The organism is Natronomonas halophila, from assembly GCF_013391085.1.
GTDB classification, from domain to species: Archaea; Halobacteriota; Halobacteria; order Halobacteriales; family Haloarculaceae; genus Natronomonas; species Natronomonas halophila.
Window position 1 is genome coordinate 448512 of record NZ_CP058334.1, and the last position, 19437, is coordinate 467948.

24 protein-coding genes are annotated in these 19437 nt (G+C 62.2%); 3 read left to right on the forward strand and 21 right to left on the reverse strand.

Annotated elements, in window-relative coordinates; genetic code table 11:
- Positions 1–24: 24 nt before the first annotated feature.
- From HWV23_RS02375 to HWV23_RS02475, 21 genes are all read right to left on the reverse strand, one after another.
- Positions 25–1104, reverse strand: a complete 1080-nt coding sequence (locus HWV23_RS02375; protein ID WP_178288870.1) for a CAP domain-containing protein — start codon at positions 1102–1104, stop codon at positions 25–27.
- Positions 1105–1192: 88 nt separating this feature from the next.
- On the reverse strand, positions 1193–2272 hold the full coding sequence (locus HWV23_RS02380; RefSeq protein WP_178288871.1) for a glycosyltransferase family 4 protein: 1080 nt from the start codon (positions 2270–2272) through the stop codon (positions 1193–1195).
- 241 nt (positions 2273–2513) lie between these two features.
- Positions 2514–4220 carry a metallophosphoesterase family protein gene (locus HWV23_RS02385; RefSeq protein ID WP_178288872.1) on the reverse strand — a complete coding sequence of 569 codons (1707 nt, stop codon included), beginning with the start codon at positions 4218–4220 and terminating at the stop codon, positions 2514–2516.
- A 17-nt stretch (positions 4221–4237) separates the two neighbouring features.
- A complete protein-coding gene (locus HWV23_RS02390; RefSeq protein WP_178288873.1) occupies positions 4238–5284 on the reverse strand; it encodes a hypothetical protein in 1047 nt (348 codons plus the stop codon).
- Positions 5285–5390: 106 nt separating this feature from the next.
- Positions 5391–5795 carry a hypothetical protein gene (locus HWV23_RS02395; RefSeq protein WP_178288874.1) on the reverse strand — a complete coding sequence of 135 codons (405 nt, stop codon included), beginning with the start codon at positions 5793–5795 and terminating at the stop codon, positions 5391–5393.
- The gene (locus tag HWV23_RS02400) at positions 5792–6325 is read right to left on the reverse strand and encodes a hypothetical protein (protein WP_178288875.1); all 534 of its coding nucleotides are present in this window, start codon (positions 6323–6325) and stop codon (positions 5792–5794) included. Before HWV23_RS02400 ends, HWV23_RS02395 begins: the two co-directional genes overlap by 4 nt.
- A gap of 3 nt (positions 6326–6328) precedes the next feature.
- Positions 6329–6709 (reverse strand): hypothetical protein, encoded by a 381-nt coding sequence (locus HWV23_RS02405; RefSeq protein ID WP_178288876.1) that lies wholly within the window; start codon positions 6707–6709, stop codon positions 6329–6331.
- A gap of 2 nt (positions 6710–6711) precedes the next feature.
- A complete protein-coding gene (locus HWV23_RS02410) occupies positions 6712–8730 on the reverse strand; it encodes a hypothetical protein (protein WP_178288877.1) in 2019 nt (672 codons plus the stop codon).
- Positions 8721–9767 (reverse strand): hypothetical protein, encoded by a 1047-nt coding sequence (locus HWV23_RS02415; RefSeq protein WP_178288878.1) that lies wholly within the window; start codon positions 9765–9767, stop codon positions 8721–8723. The genes HWV23_RS02410 and HWV23_RS02415 overlap by 10 nt, the downstream gene beginning before the upstream one ends.
- Before the next feature lie 2 nt (positions 9768–9769).
- Positions 9770–10036 (reverse strand): hypothetical protein, encoded by a 267-nt coding sequence (locus HWV23_RS02420; RefSeq protein WP_178288879.1) that lies wholly within the window; start codon positions 10034–10036, stop codon positions 9770–9772.
- 85 nt (positions 10037–10121) lie between these two features.
- Positions 10122–10346 carry a hypothetical protein gene (locus HWV23_RS02425; RefSeq protein WP_178288880.1) on the reverse strand — a complete coding sequence of 75 codons (225 nt, stop codon included), beginning with the start codon at positions 10344–10346 and terminating at the stop codon, positions 10122–10124.
- A gap of 2 nt (positions 10347–10348) precedes the next feature.
- Positions 10349–10582, reverse strand: coding sequence for a hypothetical protein (locus tag HWV23_RS02430; protein WP_178288881.1), 234 nt, complete (start codon positions 10580–10582; stop codon positions 10349–10351).
- A gap of 5 nt (positions 10583–10587) precedes the next feature.
- Complete coding sequence (locus HWV23_RS02435) at positions 10588–10779, reverse strand: hypothetical protein (protein ID WP_178288882.1); 192 nt, start codon at positions 10777–10779, stop codon at positions 10588–10590.
- Positions 10776–14039 carry a midas domain-containing protein gene (locus HWV23_RS02440; protein WP_178288883.1) on the reverse strand — a complete coding sequence of 1088 codons (3264 nt, stop codon included), beginning with the start codon at positions 14037–14039 and terminating at the stop codon, positions 10776–10778. Before HWV23_RS02440 ends, HWV23_RS02435 begins: the two co-directional genes overlap by 4 nt.
- Before the next feature lie 37 nt (positions 14040–14076).
- A complete protein-coding gene (locus HWV23_RS02445; RefSeq protein WP_178288884.1) occupies positions 14077–15087 on the reverse strand; it encodes a hypothetical protein in 1011 nt (336 codons plus the stop codon).
- Positions 15074–15244, reverse strand: a complete 171-nt coding sequence (locus HWV23_RS02450; protein ID WP_178288885.1) for a hypothetical protein — start codon at positions 15242–15244, stop codon at positions 15074–15076. The genes HWV23_RS02445 and HWV23_RS02450 overlap by 14 nt, the downstream gene beginning before the upstream one ends.
- Positions 15241–15927, reverse strand: a complete 687-nt coding sequence (locus HWV23_RS02455) for a hypothetical protein (RefSeq protein WP_178288886.1) — start codon at positions 15925–15927, stop codon at positions 15241–15243. Before HWV23_RS02455 ends, HWV23_RS02450 begins: the two co-directional genes overlap by 4 nt.
- The gene (locus tag HWV23_RS02460) at positions 15924–16556 is read right to left on the reverse strand and encodes a hypothetical protein (protein ID WP_178288887.1); all 633 of its coding nucleotides are present in this window, start codon (positions 16554–16556) and stop codon (positions 15924–15926) included. The genes HWV23_RS02455 and HWV23_RS02460 overlap by 4 nt, the downstream gene beginning before the upstream one ends.
- Entirely contained in the window at positions 16553–16858 is a 306-nt protein-coding gene (locus HWV23_RS02465; RefSeq protein WP_211693308.1) for a hypothetical protein, read from the reverse strand. The genes HWV23_RS02460 and HWV23_RS02465 overlap by 4 nt, the downstream gene beginning before the upstream one ends.
- A 60-nt stretch (positions 16859–16918) precedes the next feature.
- Entirely contained in the window at positions 16919–17359 is a 441-nt protein-coding gene (locus HWV23_RS02470) for a hypothetical protein (protein WP_178288889.1), read from the reverse strand.
- Positions 17360–17369: 10 nt separating this feature from the next.
- Entirely contained in the window at positions 17370–17633 is a 264-nt protein-coding gene (locus HWV23_RS02475) for a hypothetical protein (RefSeq protein WP_178288890.1), read from the reverse strand.
- A gap of 117 nt (positions 17634–17750) precedes the next feature.
- On the opposite strand from HWV23_RS02475, the gene HWV23_RS02480 reads away from it, so the two are divergent.
- The 3 genes from HWV23_RS02480 to HWV23_RS02490 are packed head-to-tail and all read left to right on the forward strand — an operon-like array spanning position 17751 to position 19362.
- The gene (locus HWV23_RS02480) at positions 17751–17999 is read left to right on the forward strand and encodes a hypothetical protein (protein WP_178288891.1); all 249 of its coding nucleotides are present in this window, start codon (positions 17751–17753) and stop codon (positions 17997–17999) included.
- Between the two features lie 2 nt (positions 18000–18001).
- Positions 18002–18514: a hypothetical protein gene (locus tag HWV23_RS02485; protein WP_178288892.1), complete on the forward strand. Its 513-nt coding sequence runs from the start codon at positions 18002–18004 to the stop codon at positions 18512–18514.
- A 2-nt stretch (positions 18515–18516) separates the two neighbouring features.
- Positions 18517–19362 (forward strand): hypothetical protein, encoded by an 846-nt coding sequence (locus HWV23_RS02490; RefSeq protein ID WP_178288893.1) that lies wholly within the window; start codon positions 18517–18519, stop codon positions 19360–19362.
- Positions 19363–19437 lie beyond the last annotated feature (75 nt).

A 19437-nucleotide genomic window follows, 5' to 3' on the forward strand; every position in this document is an offset into this window, starting at 1 on the left:
AGAAATCGTGGAGTGAAAATAAAGTCAGCCGCAGAAAACCTGCGTCACCCAGAGCTCATCGCCACGGATCTCGACGCCAATACCTTCCGAATTCCAAGCGTCGCTGAGAAGGTTTCGTCGGTGGCCAGAAGAAGCCAACCAGGACTCGACAACGCGTTCAGCGGTCGTATTCGGGCTGGTGCCGTACCCCTCGCTGTAATAGAGATTTTCACCGACAGCGTTGCAGGTGATGCCTACAGACGTGACTCGATCGTACGAGTCCTCACCGTCAGGGTTTTCATGAGCGTAGAAGTCCCGTGCGACCATGTCTTGACTATGATTCTTCGCGACGCCGTGGAGCGCCGGGTTGTTCTCGAGCGTCGCGAGGCCGCGCTCGGAGCGAATCTCATTCACTTCGCTATGAATCGCCGTTTCGATGGCTTCTTCCTCGCTTTCGGTGTCCGTATCGAGCATTCCAGCGACGGCGCCGGCGCCCGCTTCGGCGTTCTCATCGATAGCCGGTACGCCAGTCCCTAAGAACCCGGCGAGAAACAGCGCACCGACCGCGAGAAGTAGAATCGGCGTCACCGTTTTGACCAGGCTGAATATCGAGCCGAGGAGTCGGCTCAACCAACGATTGAACCGTCGAAGATACGAGGGTAATCGCTTCACGACTTGAAACGGAGCGAGGATCGCTATGATCGCCAAGCCAGCGATCGTCGCGGCAACGCGACGCCCCTGCGTTGTGATCGAGCGCTGACTATCGTTCTCGGCGTCCTCGTCGTCCGGCCTGGCAATGGAGCCGTCGGGGTTGACATCCGGGCTTGAAGAGGTCGTGTAGTCCTTCGCGGCGCCCGGGAGCTCCGCGCCAGGGTCCGCCGTGTCGGTGTCGGAATCAGCAGTTTCCTCGTTTTGCTTTGGCGGGTCTGTCTCTGACCCAAATGCTTCTCCGAGCAATCCGCCGCTACCGCTGCTTCTGAATTCAGGCCCGTGCGTGTCGGCCTGCTTCAGGCCGGGGCAGTTGTGGTTTTCTGGGAGTCGATGGCTCTTACAGTATTTTCCCGTACAGTAATTACAATCGTACAGGAGCGAACTGCTGTCCCCGCATATCGAACACCCCGACACATCTACTCACAACAACGCGGATTTTATAAAACGCTAGGACGGGTTTTATTTCAGAAGTACGCTGGTGGACCAGCGTTGCTGTGCATTCTCAAGATTGCTCGGCGTGCAAGCCCCGGTACTCCGAAATAATCGTGTTAAGATGATTTTCCCATGTAAATTTGTTAGCTTGCTTTTCTCCCTTCTTAACCAATTCCGACCGAACCATTTCATCTGAGACAATTTTATCAAGCGCATCTGCAAATTTCGGGACATCGGTCGGATCGTTTATTAAAAGCGCGGCGCCGTTTGAAATCTCTGGAATCGCACACAAGTCTGATGCGACGACTGGCGTTTTCCTTGTCATGGCTTCGACAATCGGTCGACCAAAGGTTTCGTGAAACGAGGGATGGATGAGGCACGCTGCATTATCGTACCAAGTCACGAGTTCGCTGGGTTTGAGGAACCCAAGCGTATGGACATTACCGCTGGTTGATGCTGGAAGGTCCTCTCGCGTCACGCCAGCGATATAGAGTGGGAGGTCTGCTGCACACGATTGGGCCGCTTTGATAGCAGTTTCCGTATTTTTGATTCCTGGATCAGTTGCGACGTGGAGCATATACTGCTCTGGGGCTCCCTCCGGTCGGTTTTGCTTTGGGAGGGTGTAATACACATCATCAATAGCTTCGTACGTTGCCCTCAACCGTGAGTTGCCAAATGGAATCTGAGACCGAAGCGTCTCTGCAACGTACTCACTAACACAAAAGACCCGGTCCAAGGTGAGTGCTCGCAATACGTCCTGTATGCGTAGCCGCCATTTTAACCGCCCAGAAACGTTCACTTCATCTGGCAGTTCAGTATTCCAATGCTCCACACCGTGGCTGGTGGCGACAACGGGCACGTCGGTCCGATAAGCAGGATATTCACCAAACAACTCGTTACACCCGAGATGAAGAAGATCCAACTCATCGGCGTTGATTTTGGTATGCCAGCGAGGTGGAATCGATTTGTCCGGTAGTTGTCGGCCATCGGTATCAGGACCGAACACGTCTTTAGGATCGCCTCGACAGTAGACAATGGCTTCTATACGGTCGTCGTTTTGCAAATGTCGTACTAAATTATGGAAATATCGGGTTGGCGCCCCACCAACGTTCCCAGACCCAACCATCAGCCCTACACGGAGTGCTTCCATTTTCGGTATCGTTCAATCGCCTCTATAAAAAGCATGTAGTTTACTTTTATTTGGTAGGTGGTGCTAGTCATAATATGCACAATAAGTTAATCTGTAGCCGATGTGGAGAATCGTATAAAACCGATGACCGGGAGACGGTTATGTACCACAAGTACGGCCATTGCACAGCGAATGAATAAATAATACTCTGCATTAGACTGCTTCGTCGACGTGCCAATCCGCCCGACCGGACCGTGTAAAATCAAAATCCACCGGAGAACTCGTGTATCACTTCCCACGACCCACCGGGGCCGTAGGCGACGAGTGCCGCGTTCCCGGTCCCGGCAGGGTCCCAGTTCGCCCCGTCTGCGACCGCAAAGTTGGCGTCGTATGTGCTTGCTGCGGCCGACTGAGGGAACAGTTGTTGGCTCTTTTCTTTAACCACCTCATTTTCATTGTGGTTAACCCGGGTTTCGATACTGACCTCATTTTGATTGACCAACAGGTCATCGCCACCTGAGCCAGCAATCGTTAGCAGAAGCTCTTTGATTTTTCCAGCCGGGTCTGCTGCCAGTTGGAGCTGGTTATTCGACTCGTCGACTCTCATTCGGGCGATGTCAGACATGTCGTCGAAATATATCGATTTACCCAGCGGAAGCTGGAGATCGTGGGGGACACGCCCGCCGAACATCTGTGTCTGACCGCCCAAATTCCACTCGGTCGGGAACGTGCTGCTATCATAGGCGGCCTGAATCCGGCCAGTAACGCGGCTGTAACTCCCTGTCAACTCGATTTTCATCCAGGGATGTTTCGAGGTATCATAGTCGAGATGGTGTGGATGCGGGACGTGCCACCAGCCCGGATGTTCTTTTCCAGGTCCGATCGACTGTTTTATCGAGTCCCACGACCCGAGCCCGCTCGAGGAATCGGTCGCGTGATGGACGTGTCCGTAAATCACGGCATGGACGGATGGGTCCTCGTTGAGAAGGTCTCGAACCTCGTCCATATTGACCGTCTCGTCGTAGGCCAGCCCAGTGGTGTACGTTAGGGGCTGATGCGTAAACACAATCTTCGGGCGGCGGGAGGAGTTGAGATGCGATCGGAGGAAGTCGATACAGCCCTGCGGTATCTCGTGATCGTTGGCGTCATCGGTGGTTGAATACGCGGTATTGAGAACGATGAGGTCGACGTTTTTGTACTCCTCGACGTACCACGTATCAGAATCGCCAGAATAGCCGTATGGCTCGTACGACCAGTCAGCGCCATAACTACCTGCCTGCTTGTATTCGTGGTTTCCTTGGGAGTAGTGGACTGGGGCGTTTAACCCCGCCCCGTCGCTGCCGCCGCTATTTTCGATGTAGTCGATCGCCGTCGAGACGTAATATTGGAGGGTGGATTTTGATTCCTTATTGCCTTTGATGAGGTCGCCATTATGGATTACAACATCGGGATTCCAGGCATTGATCTCGTCGATGACGATGTCGAGATTAGACTTCCAGCCACTCGATCCGGGAATGTCGTCGTTGGCTGTGCCGCCTTCCTCGTTGTAGTGCGTGTCACTAAGGACAGCGATCTTCACCGATCCGATAGATTGTTTGTCTGTATAGTGCGATTCGACGTGCTGCTCTGGAATCTTGCTCTCGGGGGAGCCGTGGCCCAGCTTCGTCCAGGTGTCACCGTCGGCATACCACTCGGTCTGGGTGTCGACAGCGACATAGTACCGTTCAACATTCGGCTCGACATCGTACGGCGTGCTGTTTACCGCGCCTTCCGGCCCTTTGAACAAGCCGTCGGTGATCTGGTGCGGTTCCTCGAGCATGCTACCAGCCTCCAGCGAGCCGCTGGCGTCGCTGTTGGCGGCGATCACCATTCCGATGACGCTGCCGCCCGCGAGCCCCGCGAGGACGCCGCGCCGCGTGTGCTTGCTTCCGAGTACGCTTCGTCCGTCGTCGTCTGATGTGTCGGTCATTGGTGGTCATCGTGGTGTTAATCCAGTTGCGAGAACACAGCCCCGGCCAGCACGCCGAAGATGAACAGCGCAAACCCAAGCCGGACGAACCATGCCGAGCCCGACTCGACGTCGTAGGTCACGAAGATCACGTCACCGTGGCCGGTCAGCACACCGCCGTCCAGGGCGACGATTTCGTGGTCCGTCATGAACTGCGTGATGGGGCCGGCGAGCTCGTAGTCCTCGCCTTCCTCAAGCGGCGGCCCGCTGCTGCCGTTCACGAAACTCGCGTTCTGCAGCGACGCCTCGCCACCGCCGAAGTAGACGGGGACGCTCGCCGCTGAGCGGTCGCGCGTATCGTACATGATGCGTGCGTCGGGCGCGGTGCCTTCGACGCTCAGCACGGGCTCGGCGACCCACTCGCTTCGCTGGCTGTTGGTCAGCACCGCCGGGTACAGCCGCGTCTCCTCGAGGGTGCCGTGCCAGTTCTGCGCGCTGGGCCGATCGGCGACGGTCTGACTGCTGGTGTTGGTCGCCGTGCCGACGGTCGTGTTCCGACTGACGGTGAACGTCTCGCTGGTGGCGTTCCGGTTCGCACAGACGAGCGTCCGGTTCGTCGGGTCTGGCGCCGCGACCGCGGCGGTGTGCGAGGCGCGACTGGCGGCGTCGTAGTAGTAGCCCTCGTACGTGCTCGCCGAGTCGTTGTACGTGAGCACGATCTCGTAGCGGTCGGTCTCGACGGCCAGCAGTGCGCGCGTCGAGCCGTTGTCGACGACGGTGCTGTCGGCAGTACTGTAGGTGCAGGCGCTCCAGTTGTCGCCGAGGGTGACGTCGAGGTCGGCGCTGACTTGCGAGTCGCTCGCGCCGGTCAGGTAGACGGCGTCGCCGAGCGTGCTGTTCGCCGAGATGTTCGTGATATCGCCCGTCCGCGTGTTTTCTAGGGTGCCGCCGCCGTCGAGCATCTCGACGTCCTGCTGTTGGTCTTCGAGCGCGGCGCTGGCGAAGAGTCCGCCGCCAAGGACGGCCCCAAGGACGGACATGATGATGACGGCGACGATAAGCGTCGTGAGTAGGTCCTCGGACACGCGGACTCGCCTCTACCCGTTGAAGCGCGCTCGATGAGCATATGGCTCAACTGAAGTAGCAACTCATGTTGTAAGGATAGTTCCTACCCGAGGTGTGTGAGCCCGCTTACGCCGTGCCAGCGCTGTCCGTCCCCTGCTCGGTCTCGGCGTTGGCGTCGAGGCCAAAGGCAGATCTGAGGGCGGGTTTCACCAGGCCGAGGCTGACAGCAGCGCCGACGATGAAGCCGAGTCCGACGTCGACGACGTAGGGTTGGGTGAGGAAAACGGTGCTGAGGCGCGTCGCAACGCCGATGCAGGCGACAATGCTGGCGTTGGTGGCCATCTCGACGACGATCTCTTTGTCCATGCCGACGTGGACGGCGAGCCCGGATAACAGCAAGCCCATCGCGAGCGTCGCGACAGTGCAGGCGACGTATAGCCATCGCGGCGGGTCATAAAGCACGTTGGCGAGCCACGGCGGCCCTTGGACGGTCTCGACCAGCCCGCTGGAGAGGGCGACTTCGAGCATCATCGTAACACCCCGATGATGACGGATGTGAGGACGAGCCCGAGCCCGAACAGTGAGACGCCCATCAGCCAGACGGGTGCGAGCCCGACGGCGGTGACGCCGGCGAGGGCGACCAGCCCAATCACGGCGCCACCCACGGGGCCAGGGCCGGCACGGATGAACGTCGAGCCGATGGTGCCGGCAACGATGAGGCCGACGATAATGGCGCCGCCGGGACCGTTATCGTCCGGCGGCTCGCCGATAACGAACGTCCCGAGGCGAGAGAGCATCGTCACGAAGCTCTCGAGCGTCGCGTTCTCGTTGCCGGCCATCCACGACTCGTTGTCCACCTGGGTGGTGTTGTCGGCGTAGTACGGCGCTTTTTCGTCGAGGCTCTCGGTCGCCGTCTCGTTGGTCTGCGCGCTCGCGACGCCTGCGAATGCGATGCTGCCGATGCCCCCGACGACCAGCAGCATGGCGATCACAAGTGCGTGAACGCGGCGGTCGGTAGCCAGCGCAGCCGTCGTCGGTGTCGTGGTCGTGGTCGTGGACATGGGTTATGCGGACCCCCTGATGACGCGGATGAGCGAGACGTAGAACGCGCAGGTCAGACTCCCACCGAACAGGAGCGAGATTTCCAGTGGCGCGCCGAGCCCGATCAGCGTGGTGAGCGGCCAGAAGAGATAGCCGAAGAGGCTGGTCAACAGTCCCAGGACGGCCAGCAGGCCGGCGCCGCCGATCGTCGAGGCGGCTTGCTTGATCGGCCCGGAGATCTCCTCGAGGGCTTGTGCGGTTTCGCTGTTAGCCGATGCCTCGTCTCCGTCAGGATTGTCGACGAACAGTTCGGCGACGCCGGCGTCGGTCCAGGCGATGGCGCCACCGCCCCACATGACCGCGCCGATGACGAAGTATGCCATGATGACGTTGCTGAAGCGCATAGTTAGAGTCCCCTCCGTGTGGCCGCGATTGCGACGAACGCGATGACTGTGATGAACATGAGGCTTTCAGACACCCAGCCGATGACGTAGAACCCGCCGATGAAGCCGACCGCCGTGAGGCCGACGACTTCGGTTGAAGCGGTCGTCGAAGCGACAGCGGCGCTCCCAAAGACGGTGACGAGCATCGCGAGGAACGTCAGTGCGCCACCGCCACCGCTCGGAAGGTGGGCTGGGACGTCCGCGAGGACGGGCAAGAGCGCGTACTCGTTGTCGTAGGTCGTCCGCACGGCGAACGTGATCGATTCCTCGATCGTCTCGCCGTTCGACAGCGACGCGGTCGCCTCGACGGTGACGTTCCCGCCGCCCCAGCCGGTGAGGTTCAACTCCGGCTGCACCGTTGCCGACCCCGTGCCGCTCGTCTGGTAGAGCGTCGACGAGTTCGTCTCGTTCTGGGCGCGAATGGTGAGGTCCCACGACTCAATCTCGACGGTTTCGCTGTCGAAGTCGACAGTGACGCCGGCGGTGTCGCTCTCCAGGAGCGTTCTGGTGCTCGGCGCGACCGTGATCAGCGCGGCTTGCTCGTCGAGTGTGATCGTGCCGTCCGGCCGAACGGTGACTTCCTGGGCGCTGTCATCGGTCGGCGTGTACTGGCCTTTCACCGTCCGGGCGCCGGTTTCCGTGTTGATGAGGACGAGGCGATGCCGGACGTTGTACCGTAGTTGCGCTGGGAATTCGCCGTTCGCGCCGAAGTAGTCGCCCTGGACGGTTCGCCAGTCGATATCGCCGGACTCGTTCGCGAGACCGCGCTGAATCAGCATGACGGTGTCCTCATCGGCGAACCGACCAGAGTAGTCGATGAGTTCGAACGTTGGCGAGACGGCTTGCTCGGTGTCGTTCAGCAGGTAGACGATATCGCTCTCGACGAGGCTTTGCTTGTAGATACGGCGTGGATAGTAGCCGTCGGCCTCGGCGACCACGACGAAGGGGCGATCTGCCGGGAGCCCGGTCATATTGACGGTGCCGTCCGTCGCAGTTCGGGAGACGATCAGGCTCTCGCCATCTGAGAAATAGAACCGGAGCTCGACGTCGATCCCGTCGATGAGCGTCGTCGGGTCAGACTCTTCGCGGATATAGAGCGTGCCTGGCGTGGCGAACGTGTGGGGGTTCGAATCGCTTCCTGATTGTGCGGTGTCGCCGGTCGAGTCGGTCGCGACGACGTACCACTCGTGTTCGCCACCCTCGCTGACGGTCGCGGTGTAGGTTGCTGTTCCGTTGCTCGTGACGGTGGTCGTGCCGTTCAGTTCCCCGTCGACGTACCATTCGAGCGTGACCTCCTCGTTCGTGGTGTCGAAGTCCGGGTCGGTGACGTTGACGCTGAGGTTCACCTCGACGTCGGAGAACTCTTCGCCGTTGGTCGGTGAGGGATCGGATAGCGTCGGGCCGCCCTTCGGCTCGACGAGCGTGAGTTGCGCGCCCGACGAGATGGAGATCGTCGCGACGCCCGACCCACCGGCCTGAACGAGTTCGTCATCGCCGTTCGCTCGGTTGACGCGAATCCACTGGCCCGCGCTGAACCCGTGGACATAGAGCGTGCCCGTGCCGCCGACGTCGAACTCGGTGGTCGTCGTGTCCTGCAGGTCGACGTCCCGATAGGTGATCGAGGAGACGCCTGACACCCCGACGGTCTGGATGCCGGTGGTGTTCGCCTCCATCGTGCCGCCGTTCGAATCGATCGCTGACAGCGTCGGGGCGTCGCTACTTGGCCCGGCCAGTCTCGTCGATGATCCAGCAGGGCCATCGACGGTCGTGTTCTGGATGGTGACGGAGCCGTCAGTGCCGAAGGGGTTGTCGCCGGCGATGCCGGTGTCTTCGTCGAGCGTGACGCTGATGCCATCCGGGTGGTCGAACATCACGCCGGTGCCAGCCGTCAGGAGCGTGGCGGCGCCGGCAGTACCGACCACGACAAGCACGGCTACCAGGAGCGCGAGCTGTACCTGGCTGAGCCGAGTGGTTACGTCCATAGCTGTTGGGTGTAGTCGTCGTCGATCTCGGTGGTTGTCGCCGCAGCATCGTTGAGCACGACGTTATCGACGATGGCGTTGATGTAGCCGCCGTAGTCGGAGTGTTCGGCGAACAGATACAGCGCTCGGGCGAAGTCGTTCATCGTCCCGAGCGTCCCGCTTTCCTGGACGTTCGTGCTCGTAGTCGTGTTCACGTAGAACGTCCAGTCGGCGGTGCTGTCACTGCTCTTCGTGAAGACGATGCGATACCGACTCCCGTCGTCGACGGCTGTGTCCGTCTCAGCGATGTATCGGTTTCCGGATGCATCGATGAAGATCACGCCAAGGTGGCCTGACCGGAGCAACAGCCCGTCGCCGATTCGAATCGTGAATCGCTCGCCACTCGAGGGGTTTTCCCGAACCCCGAGGATGTGGTCTCCCCATTCGTTGCTCGACACGTTCTCGATTGTGAATGCGAACGAGGCTTCGCCGTTCAGCGTGGAGCCGTACGTCGAGAGGTTCCCCTGGAAGGTGACGTAGTCGCCGCTCCCATCGCCCTCAAGCGCGTAGTCAGCTTGATACGTGCCGAACGTCCACGCCGGCCCCTGGATGTCGCCGTCAGCGCTCCCGATATAGTCCGGTAACACCGTGCCGTCGCCGTCATGCATCGGGTAATGGTGGATTGCGTTCGCGAACGCCGGGCTCTGGACCGGACGTCGTCCGAGCGCCTTCACGCCGTTGTGCTGGATTCGCACGCCCGGCGCCTGGGCGTTCTCGGTGGGGAGGACCGGGACGACGCCGATTTCGCCGCCGACGAACACTCGATAGACGGCGGCTTCGTCGGGACGGACGCCACTCGTCGCGAACACTCGGAGGGACGTGATGCCGCTGGATGTCTGGAATCGGAGGGTGGCGATCTGGTCGTCGCCACTGGCGCCGTTGAGGTCGGTTCGAAGCCATGCCTCGCCCGGCTGCGTGTCGGTCGGGTCGCTCGTTAACGCGGCGAGGCCAAGGCGCTCGGTGCGAAATCGCTCGGCTTCGATGATGCCGCGCCCCATCGTCAGGCCTCCGAGTTATACCAGAGTTCACCCGCGTCCGGGCTGGATGGATCAGTGGTTCGGGGGACGAGTCGGATGCGGTCGGCGCGAAGCTTTTCGAGCGGGTCGTCACTCTCGACTGGGAACACGCCCTGCGGGGCGGCCTCGACGGTTTCCGCGCCGGCGTAGAATCCGGCGGCGCCGGCGGCGGCGATGCCGGCGGCGCCGGCGAGCACGCGGCGTCGCGAGAGTTCGTCGGGATCGTCGTTGGTTGGTGAGTCGTCGGTCATGGATGGGTGGGTGCCGGCGTGTCCCGGCCGGCGCGGGTGATCGGTGGCGATTCATCGCGCGAGAACGGGTTGGGCGGCGGCATCGTCAGCCACCTCCTGCGGTTGCTTTCACGAAGATCACGCCCAGCAGGACGAGCACCGCCAGCGGCAGGATCAACTGAAAGAGATACGCGGTGCCGGTTGACATGACACCTACGTTCGCCTGGAGGCGCTCCCAGAAGACGGGATAGAGCGCGGCGACGATCGCGATCGAGAAGGTGAGGAACGCGATATCCGGCACGGTGAGGCGGCCGCGGGTGTCACTCGGCATCGTTAGGTCCCCCTCCGTGCAGACACGCCGACGCTGAGGATGAGCCCGATGAACAGCGCCGGGACGACCAGCTGGAGCAGCAGGCTGCTGAAGGGGTCGGCCTCGGCGCTGACCATCCCGATGAAGTGATAGATCGTCGGTGCCAGCGAGATCGTTGCGACGAGCACGAACAGCGTGAGGACGACGTCGGTGAGTTGGACGGCGCCGCGAGTATCGTCTCTTGGGTTTGTTGTCATGTCTGTTAGCCTCCTTGCAGCCAGCTGACGACGAAGAGCGCGACCGTCGCCGGCAGGACCAGCTGGGCGAGGAACTGCGCCTCGGTCGGCAGATTCTCCATCGGTGCGTAGCTCGTGATGAAGAACATCCACGCTGGCATGACTGCGACGAGGCCGAAGAACCCCAACAGGGCGAACGGGAAATCGAACGGGTTCATAGCAACCCCCCGTCGTCGAACTCGAGGCCGAAGCCGTCGCCGAACCCGAAGTCGGCATCGAACCCAGCGAAGACGCCATCCCAAGCCCCGTCGGCACGACGCTGACGGTCTTGCTGCCGGGCGTCACCCGTGTCAGAGCGGTCTCCGGCGACACCGGCGCCGGGGTCGAAAAACGACTGGACGTCCGCGAACGCACCGGCAAAGCCGTCATCGAGCGCTTGGGCGACGGGTAACTCGCCCGTCCGACGCAGGCTCACCGGCTGGGCTTCGAGCGTCTCCTGGGACGGCGCCCGGGGCGTCTGCGTGCCGGTCGTCGCCACGGTAAAGACGGTTTCCTGCAGCCAGCCCGGCGCCAGCACCGACTCAGTCGCCGGCATCGGCGCCGTCTCCGTCGTCGGCGATCCGAACGCCAGCGCCCACGGCGACGCCTCCGGGACCGTCGTGCTTTCAGCCCGCGACTCCCAGCGAGTCTCGAAGAACGGCTCGGCGCGACGCTCCTGTCGAAGCTCCTGGCGCGTCTCCTGCCGCGTTTCCTGCCGGGTCTCCTGTCGGGTTTCTTGCCGAGTGTCGAGACGCGGCTCCTGACGCGTTTCGGAGCGCTGCTCTTGGCGCGTCTCCGGCCGTGCGTCCTGCCGGGTGTCGCCACGCGGCTCCGTCTCGACGAACGGCTCGGTCTCCGTCCCGACCTCCTGGTCAGTCGCGACGCCCGTCTCCGTCTGGACGACGTTGCCCTCGAAGTCGCTGATGCTCTCCGAAGCGGTATCGAGCAGTCCCAGCGTGCCGGCGCCCGTCACGGTGATCGCGCCGAGCCCGACGCGTTCGGGACGCCCGCGAAGCACGTCCGTCTCGGTAACCGTCGGGGTCTGTGCCGCGAAGAGGCGTTCGCGAGCGCCGTACGTGACGGCGGCGGCCAACCCACCGCTGGCGGCGGCCGTCTGCTGGGTTGTCAGCAGGCGGCCGCTCGCTGCGGCTTCGGCCGCCGCGCTTCGCCGCGGCCGAACGGGGTCGAGCCCGATGACGTCGCCGTCCTCGGTGAAGAGCGGGCCGCGACTGGCGCGGCTACCGGTCGGGGCCAGCGGGTCGGTCGCGCCCTCGTAGTCGCCCGTGGCTTGTGCGCGCTGTTGTTGGGCGCGGCGAGTGATGTCGCCGCTCATCTGGTCGCGCGGGCTACCCTCGAGGACTTCCGAGCGACTCGGGTCGTAGTCGGTGAACGGCGCGTCACCGGCGTTAGTCTCCGTGTCGGCTCGCCCCTCGGTTTCGACGCGCGGCGGGACGAGGCCGGCGCCGGCGCGCCACTCGACGCTCGTCCCGCCGACGCGTTCCCGAGCACCCTCGAAGAGATCTCGGGCTCGCCGTCGAGCGCGCGCCCGCCGGGAGGGGCCAGTGACGCCCTGTGCCTCGTCGACCATTTCGCTGGTCAGTGTTTCCGGCCGTTCGTCGGGTAAGTCGGTTCGAGGAGCTTCGGATTCCGACGGCAACCGCTGGGGTTGCGGGTCGATATGTCCCTCGCGAACGCCTGGAACAGCGCGGGCGAGTCGGGACGGGATAGCGCCCGACCGTGCAGCGGTGATGGCGATTTCCTCGCCAGGCTGGATTCCGAACGCGGCGGCCCGACCAGCTCGAGCGCCGCCGATGCGTCGAGCGCCACCGATGACGCCGCCGCTTGCGACGACGCTCCCTCCGACCTGCCCGAGCGTTCGCCGCGGCTCTTCCATCGCCTGTTGTGTGAAGCCGGCGCCGGCGAGCGCAGCAGCGCCAGCGGCTTCGGTAGCGAACTCCCTGCCATCGCCGCGAGCCGTCTCGGCGGCCGCCGCCCCACCGAACTCGGCGGCTTCCTTCACGGTAAGGGTGAGGCCGGCCGGATCGGCAATCGTTCCAACGCCCTGGACGGCGCCCTCGACGAGAGCTTCCCGCTCGCCAGGTGTCGATGCGGTCATCCCAACCGGGTCGGTCACGCGGTACGCCGCGGCACCACCCGGCGTCCGAGCGAGGTCGCCGGCAGTCTCTGCGATCGGCTCCCAGAACTGCTGTTGGGTGGTCTGGGACGCCGAAACGAGGACGTCCTCGACGCGCGGCCCGCGACCGGGCTGGGTCGTTGCTGCCGGCGACGTCGGGAGCAACTCGCCGACGTAAATCGTCGAGTCACCGAACTGCTCTTCGTCGTTCGCTTGCGCGAACTCGCGGCGAACGCGCGCCCGGTTGACAACGCTGCCCTCGACCGGGCTCTCGAGGCCGGTTGCGTCTTCGACGGTTTCGACGGCGCCGCTGAAAATGTCCTCCTGCTGTGATGCCTGCTGGAGGCGCTGTTCGCGACTGCCGTAGCCGGGGAGCAATCGGGCTTGCCAGCGGCCATCGTCGGTCTGCTCGACAACGAAGTCCTCGCCGGGCTCCAGGTCGACTCCGGTCTCGGCTTCCAGTTGCGCTTCGAGTTGCGCGGTTGCGCGGTCGCGAGCGCTTGCCCGCTCCTGTGAGAACCGTTCCTCCCACGCCTGCTGGCGCTGCTCTCGAATCTGGCTCTCGATCTGCTGGGTCGCGGCGCCGATCCGTGCCGATCGGGACGGAACGGCGACGAGGTCGTCCCCGCGGCGCCTAATCGCTATATCGCTTGGATCGTCGGCCCAGGCGAACTCATCGATCGCTCGCTGCTCCAGCTGGGCCGCCTGTTCCTGGTAGGGTGAACTGTCGACGCCCTCGAGGCCTTCTTGGAGCGTTTCGTCGACCTCTTCACGCGCAAGCCGCTGGGCTTCGGCCTCGGTTCGCGTTGTCTGCTCGGCCTGTTCCTGTCGAGCGGCTTCGGCGACGCGTTCGGTACGCGTTTCCTCCGTCTCCCCTGAGTTATCGCGAAGCCGCGGATCGACATCCGATTGGAAGTCGCCGCGACCGGTCTCGGGCGGCGTCCCACCGGGGTCGGTGTCCTCGACGGGTTGCGTCGTCGAGTCCTGCTGGCGCTCGCGGGCCTCGCGAGCACCTTGCTCAGTGCGCGTGTCACCCTCACCGCCGGCGTCACCGTCCGTTTCTTCGTTGCCGTCGTCGAGACGCGGGTCGACGGCGTCCTGGTAGTCACCGCGTGAGGTGTCAGTCTCGCCACCGGTGTCGGCGTTTGACGTGTCAGTCTCCTGTTGGCGGTCGCGGGCTTCGCCGGCGCCGAACTCCGTTCGGGTCTGCTCGTCGGTTGCATCGGTGCTGGTGCCGGTGCTCTCACTCGAGGAGTCGTCTGTGTCGTCGGTGCCGCTACCACCGGACGGATCTGCGATTACCATCGAGCCTCACCTCCGGTGTGTTTGATGCAACTCATGGTCAGAACCTCAGGAGATCATCGTCGTCGTTGTTCCCTGTGACGAGGTCGTCCACGTGTGGCCCGTCCCGATTGCCTTCCTCACCGCCGAAGAATCCGCCGTCGGCGAAGTCGAAGAATCCAGACTCCTCCGTATCGTCGGTGGAGTCCGTTCCCGTAGACCCGACGCCGAGCCACCCCTCATCCATCCAAGCCGCCGACCCTGCGCCAGCGGCGATTTCGAGACCGTGCGGGTTCTGCTGCATCCAGGCTTGCATCGCGTCCTTCGCGGCGCTTTTGCTCTCGAAGACGCCAATACGGACCTGTCCGTTCCCCCTCTCCGAGGCGAGGGCTCGCCAGTCACCGTTCGGGAGCCTGTTCGCGACGACAACAGTCTCGACACCGCCGTTGTGTTCTTGCCGATACTGTAGCTGATCTGAGTCGTTGACTACCTCTGTGTACTCATGCATAGTCGAGCCTCCATGAGGACCGCCACCGCCAAGGACGAAGGCCTCCATTCCAGCCGAGTTCCGATTCGGAAGGACCAACTGATCGACTGCTGGCCCCGGCTGGCGGCCAGGCGCGCGAGCCGATCGCCCCGTCACGAAGGCGGCGAGGTCCTGCGGCGACGTCACGGGATCGAGCGTCGCATCGACCGGCGCCGCCGCCTGCGCGGATCGCTCAGCGTTCCGAAGCACCTGCTCGCGCTCGTCATCGCCGCCAGCAGTCGAGGCTGGCGCATCGATACTCGATACGGCCGACCGGCCAGCGCTGGCCGCCGCACTGCCAGCGACGGCCGCGACGTCCCGCGGGCTCTGCGCGGCGAGTTGCTTCGCCTCCTGGACGGCGCCGCGCGCCTCGATGCGAGCCGGTTTCGCCGCCTCCTGAGCAGCGGATTTCAGGCGGGTGAGACGGCCGCCGTCGGCTTCGCGTTGGGCGCGCTCGAGCTCGGTTTCGAATCGCTCCCGTTCGCGCTGCTTCGCGCGTCGTTCGGCGCGTTGTCGAAGGGTCTGCAACTGGTCAGCTATCGCCATCGTCAACACCTCCATCCGTCGCGAAACGACCCCCGCCGCCTTTCTCGGCGATGAACTTCGCGATCTCTTCGAGTGAGTCGGCTTGGTAGAGTTCCTTGCTCCGGCCGCCGTAGCGTTCGTCTTCTTCCCGGAGGACGAACCGACGCTGACCGCTCATAGGCCACCTCCAATGACGGATTGGAAGATAGCGAACCCAATCAGTCCGATAACGATCCATCGGAGCGCGCTTTTGGCGTCGATATCGAACTTGTCGAGAAGCCCCGGCTTGCTGGAGGTCACCATCAGCGTGGCGACCTCTTCGAGCGTATCGGCCGGAATCGCGTTCTTCGACGGGTCGCGAAGGTTGATCGGGTCGGCCTCGTTCGCCTTGTGCGCGATGGTCCAGATACCCTGTTCTTCCGAGGCGACCATCGCCTCTTTCGGGAAGAGATAGCGCTTGCCCTTGTGAACGACGTAGGGGATGCCGGACCCGTCGGTCTGGGGCTTCACGAACTTCGGCTTCGGGAACGTGTCATCAATCAGGAACCACTGGACATAGCCCTTGTTCGCGAAGCGGCGACGCTTCTTCATCTTCCGTCGCATCCGCCAGAGCTTCTGGAACAGCCCCCAGCGAGCCGTCTTTATATCCGGCTCGTCGAACGAGACGAGTTGGGCTTCGCCATCCTCGGTCGACACCCGCTGTTCGACGTCAGCGCCATCCGGAAGCGTGTCGACGTCCGCGCCATCGCTGCTGGTTCCCCGAACATGGGCTACAGCGGCGATCCCGACCACCACGATAGTGACCGCCGCCAGCGACCCGAGAAGCGTCGTCGACGAAACCCCCGCGAGCTGGGCGATCATCGCTGCCCACCTCCAGTGAGGCCGCGAAGCCGCTCGCGAGCGCCGCCGCCATCACCGTTGTCGTCATTGCTGATGAGTTTCTTGACGCGGCCGAAGAGGTTGTCCTGCGTGCGCGCCTCCTTCGATTTCGAGGCTTCGTTCCGCATCAACAGCATCCGATAGTGCGGCGCCATCCAGTCCGGCCGGCCAGTGAATTCGACGATCGCCTCGAACTGCTGTTCCTCAGGCAGACTGTCCCAGATCTCCTCGCCGCGCCGTTCCAGATACCGCCGTCGGTCCTCGCTTTCCTTCCAGGAGTCGCCTTTACCGTTCCAGCCGCTGACGTCCTTCTTCTTGCCGTTGTCGTTGATATACGTCCAGCCTTCTTCGGCGAGGGCACGCTTCGTCTCCTCGAGGCGACGATTGTCGATGCGGTCGGAAAGCGCCGCATCGGCGAACATCCCCGCCCGATAGGACTCGATTTGCTGGTAAACCTCGGCTTCTGTCAAGTTCCCGAGGCCGAGATTGTTGTTGTTCAGGAACTCCTCGGTCAGACTCGGGTTTACCGCCTCCTGATAGAGATCGAGGTCTTTGTGCGGGCGCTGCGGCTGGTCGGTCTGCTGTTGGGTCTGTTGGATCTGGTTGCTCATGACTCACTCACTCCTGAAAGACTGCGGAGGGTTAGGATGCCGCCAAAAATGAGCCACAGCTCACCGACGGGCCAGCGATCCATCGGTTGGAAATCGCTGTATGTGTACTCGATTTCGGTCTCGTCAGCCGAGACGTTGCGCTCGATCTGGCCGTCACGCACCTGGAGGCCGTCGGACATCACCATGCCGCCGACGCCGACGACGAGGATGGCGCCGAGCATGGCGACGCCCGGCATCTCCAGTAGCATGCCGACGAGCCAGCCGATAAATCCGAGAGCTGTGAACGTTGCGGCAAGTATCAAAATCATCGTTGGTCTGAAAGTATGGGTGAATGGGGGATGGGGTGGGGTGACTACGCTACCTCACATCTCGTCGATAACGCGTGCGGCGAGCGTTCCGAGGATCAACAGCCCGACGAACATCGGGACCATCGTGATGACGGTCGTTGTCGTGCCGTCGGTCGCCTGGTAGTCGTACGAGACGCGGATTTCCTCGCCGTCATCGATACTGCCGCTCGACAGCGTCTGTATCGATCCGGGTGGATAATCCATCTCGTAGTCGGTACCGGGCGTCGCTTCTTCCCACTCGCCTGAGGTATCGTTGGTGTAATAGACGGTTTCGCTATCCGTCTGGATGTCGTAGCCACGAAGGTCGACGTACTCGCCGTGGGAGGCGGTCACCGTCTCGTTGTCAACGGCTTGCGTCCCGGTGTTGTCACCGATAGTCGTCGCGATCGGCGAGAAGAGTACGGCTGCGATGGTCACTGCGACCATCACTCCAGCCAGTTTCTTTGCGTCTGCCATCGTTCACCCCTCAGATCCGCCGCATGAGCGGCGATGCGAGTGCGATCAACAGGAGCAGTCCGGCGAACATCGGGAGCAGCTCGAGGATCGTCAGCGTGGTGCCGCTGGCGTTCGAGCTGTTGACGGACTCGAGGACAACCGGGATGAAGACCTCGACGGCGATGATCGCCGCAATCAGGAGCCCGATGAAGAGTCCTGCGAGGTTCGTCCCCTGCCCACGCGTGCCCGCGGAGAAGGCACGCGCCTCCTCTTTGAGTCGCTTAATTGGATTCATCTGAGTTCACCACCTACTCGGTTGCAAGAGAGATTCCATTATCAAATTCTGAAGATGTTCCTACTCGAATTGCAACCCTGTTGCATGTTTAATTGCAACTAGAAACTAGACAGGAGTATGGGAACACGGGGTAGTGAACTGACACAGACCGAACGGCGGGCCCGGGAGGCGATGGACGCAATGCAAGAAGACCAGCTCTGGAAACTCGGCGAATACAAGATGAACTACGCCGGCAGCAGCACCCGAGTCACCGCAGCCAGCGAGTTCTGCGATCGGAACGGCCTCGAGGTCGGCGACGACGTCGACCAGTATCTGCACGCCGAATCGGGCGCGCTCGTGATTGTACCCTCTCAGAGTGAGGAATAACCATGTCGACAGACGAGAGTCCCGAAGCCCGACGGTCTCGCGAGCGTACCGCTGAACCCGTCGACCCCGAGAACTTCAATCTCCGACGTCGCCTCCGGCAGATTCACAACGCGAAAGAGCAGGTCCCAGAGACGATCAGTGAAGAAGCAAAGCGAGTCGTTGACGACCCTCGCGACCCCGGTATCTCGGAAGAACGATATTACGAACTGGTTGCCGATGCCGTGTTGAACTTCATTATCGAAGTTGAGCCGCTAATGCAGAACGACGATCTCGACGGGACCGACGCTTGGGACGAGGACCCCGTGTTCCAGGTGAACGATATCGAATACACGCTCAAGGATATCGTCGAGAATGACGGCGTCATTGAAACCGAGGACGGCAGGCAGCCGATTCCGATTTCAGCGAGCCGAAAGGCGTACCGCGCGACGAACCGCTTTCTTTCCACGGCCGGCTTCGGCGTCGAGTTCGACCAGAAGATGCCGGCCGAGGAAGGATTTGACTCCACCTCTCTCTAACGATGGCTAAAGCAGAATCGCCCGGTATCCCTGAATCGTCCTGGACGAACCCTTTCCAGGAAGGAACGTTCCTTCACCAGCTGTATGGCACAGTTGTTCGGCAGGAACGCGACCTCATCATAATTATCGACGATATGAATGCCCGGCGTGGGACCGGGAAGACCGTCGCCTCGATGCAGTTAGCGAACGCGATGGACCAGACGCCTGAGGGGCTTACGTGGGACAAGGTGTCCCTCGAGCCGGAGGAGATCCGGAACGCCTACGCCGAGCAGCCGAAGCGCTCGGGCCTGGTGTTCGACGAGGCTGAAGTCGGCGCCTCGAATCGGCAAGCGATGTCGAAGGCGAATCAGGCGCTGCGGGAAATCATGTCGATGGGGCGAGTCGAGCAGAAGTACGTCGTCATCAACGCCCCGCTGAAGGACTTTATCGACCAGGACCTGCAGAAGCTCGCCGACGTCTGGATCAGCCTCACCAGGAAGGGCGCCGGCGTCGTCCATCACTTCAAATGGGAACGGTACTCGAAGACGCTGATGACGCCGAAAAAGCAGTTCATCGAGTTTGACGATATCCCCGGCGACCACGATCTCAGGAACGTCTACAACAAACTCACCCAGGCAAAGCGGGCGAAAATTGGCGGTGAGGACGGCGATGGGTTCGTACCCATGGACGAGCACGAGGAGAAGTTGAAGCAGGCGCGGAAGCAAGCGCGCCAAGAAGCGCGGGACGAGATTGTCCAGGGGATATTCGCCCATCCAGAAATAGAGGAAACAGCGGTGAGTCAGCGTATGGTCGGTGAGGCGATCGGCGTCTCACAGACCACCATTAGCAATATTTTACAGGAGAATTGAAATGCCGATTTACCCATTCATTACCACCACAAGCATACCAACATACCATTACGCGCATAGCGGATTTTCCGGGTG

Excerpts from the sequence above, each read along its gene's own strand:
- HWV23_RS02470 (WP_178288889.1), bottom strand. The coding sequence starts at position 17,359 with ATGGCAGACGCAAAGAAACTGGCTGGAGTGATGGTCGCAGTGACCATC.
- HWV23_RS02480 (WP_178288891.1), top strand. The coding sequence starts at position 17,751 with ATGGGAACACGGGGTAGTGAACTGACACAGACCGAACGGCGGGCCCGG.
- HWV23_RS02400 (WP_178288875.1), bottom strand. The coding sequence starts at position 6,325 with ATGTCCACGACCACGACCACGACACCGACGACGGCTGCGCTGGCTACC.
- HWV23_RS02490 (WP_178288893.1), top strand. The coding sequence starts at position 18,517 with ATGGCTAAAGCAGAATCGCCCGGTATCCCTGAATCGTCCTGGACGAAC.
- HWV23_RS02410 (WP_178288877.1), bottom strand. The coding sequence starts at position 8,730 with ATGGACGTAACCACTCGGCTCAGCCAGGTACAGCTCGCGCTCCTGGTA.
- HWV23_RS02405 (WP_178288876.1), bottom strand. The coding sequence starts at position 6,709 with ATGCGCTTCAGCAACGTCATCATGGCATACTTCGTCATCGGCGCGGTC.
- HWV23_RS02445 (WP_178288884.1), bottom strand. The coding sequence starts at position 15,087 with ATGGCGATAGCTGACCAGTTGCAGACCCTTCGACAACGCGCCGAACGA.
- HWV23_RS02385 (WP_178288872.1), bottom strand. The coding sequence starts at position 4,220 with ATGACCGACACATCAGACGACGACGGACGAAGCGTACTCGGAAGCAAG.
- HWV23_RS02485 (WP_178288892.1), top strand. The coding sequence starts at position 18,002 with ATGTCGACAGACGAGAGTCCCGAAGCCCGACGGTCTCGCGAGCGTACC.
- HWV23_RS02475 (WP_178288890.1), bottom strand. The coding sequence starts at position 17,633 with ATGAATCCAATTAAGCGACTCAAAGAGGAGGCGCGTGCCTTCTCCGCG.
- HWV23_RS02420 (WP_178288879.1), bottom strand. The coding sequence starts at position 10,036 with ATGACCGACGACTCACCAACCAACGACGATCCCGACGAACTCTCGCGA.
- HWV23_RS02460 (WP_178288887.1), bottom strand. The coding sequence starts at position 16,556 with ATGAGCAACCAGATCCAACAGACCCAACAGCAGACCGACCAGCCGCAG.
- HWV23_RS02455 (WP_178288886.1), bottom strand. The coding sequence starts at position 15,927 with ATGATCGCCCAGCTCGCGGGGGTTTCGTCGACGACGCTTCTCGGGTCG.
- HWV23_RS02415 (WP_178288878.1), bottom strand. The coding sequence starts at position 9,767 with ATGGGGCGCGGCATCATCGAAGCCGAGCGATTTCGCACCGAGCGCCTT.
- HWV23_RS02430 (WP_178288881.1), bottom strand. The coding sequence starts at position 10,582 with ATGACAACAAACCCAAGAGACGATACTCGCGGCGCCGTCCAACTCACC.
- HWV23_RS02440 (WP_178288883.1), bottom strand. The coding sequence starts at position 14,039 with ATGGTAATCGCAGATCCGTCCGGTGGTAGCGGCACCGACGACACAGAC.
- HWV23_RS02380 (WP_178288871.1), bottom strand. The coding sequence starts at position 2,272 with ATGGAAGCACTCCGTGTAGGGCTGATGGTTGGGTCTGGGAACGTTGGT.
- HWV23_RS02395 (WP_178288874.1), bottom strand. The coding sequence starts at position 5,795 with ATGATGCTCGAAGTCGCCCTCTCCAGCGGGCTGGTCGAGACCGTCCAA.
- HWV23_RS02450 (WP_178288885.1), bottom strand. The coding sequence starts at position 15,244 with ATGAGCGGTCAGCGTCGGTTCGTCCTCCGGGAAGAAGACGAACGCTAC.
- HWV23_RS02425 (WP_178288880.1), bottom strand. The coding sequence starts at position 10,346 with ATGCCGAGTGACACCCGCGGCCGCCTCACCGTGCCGGATATCGCGTTC.
- HWV23_RS02435 (WP_178288882.1), bottom strand. The coding sequence starts at position 10,779 with ATGAACCCGTTCGATTTCCCGTTCGCCCTGTTGGGGTTCTTCGGCCTC.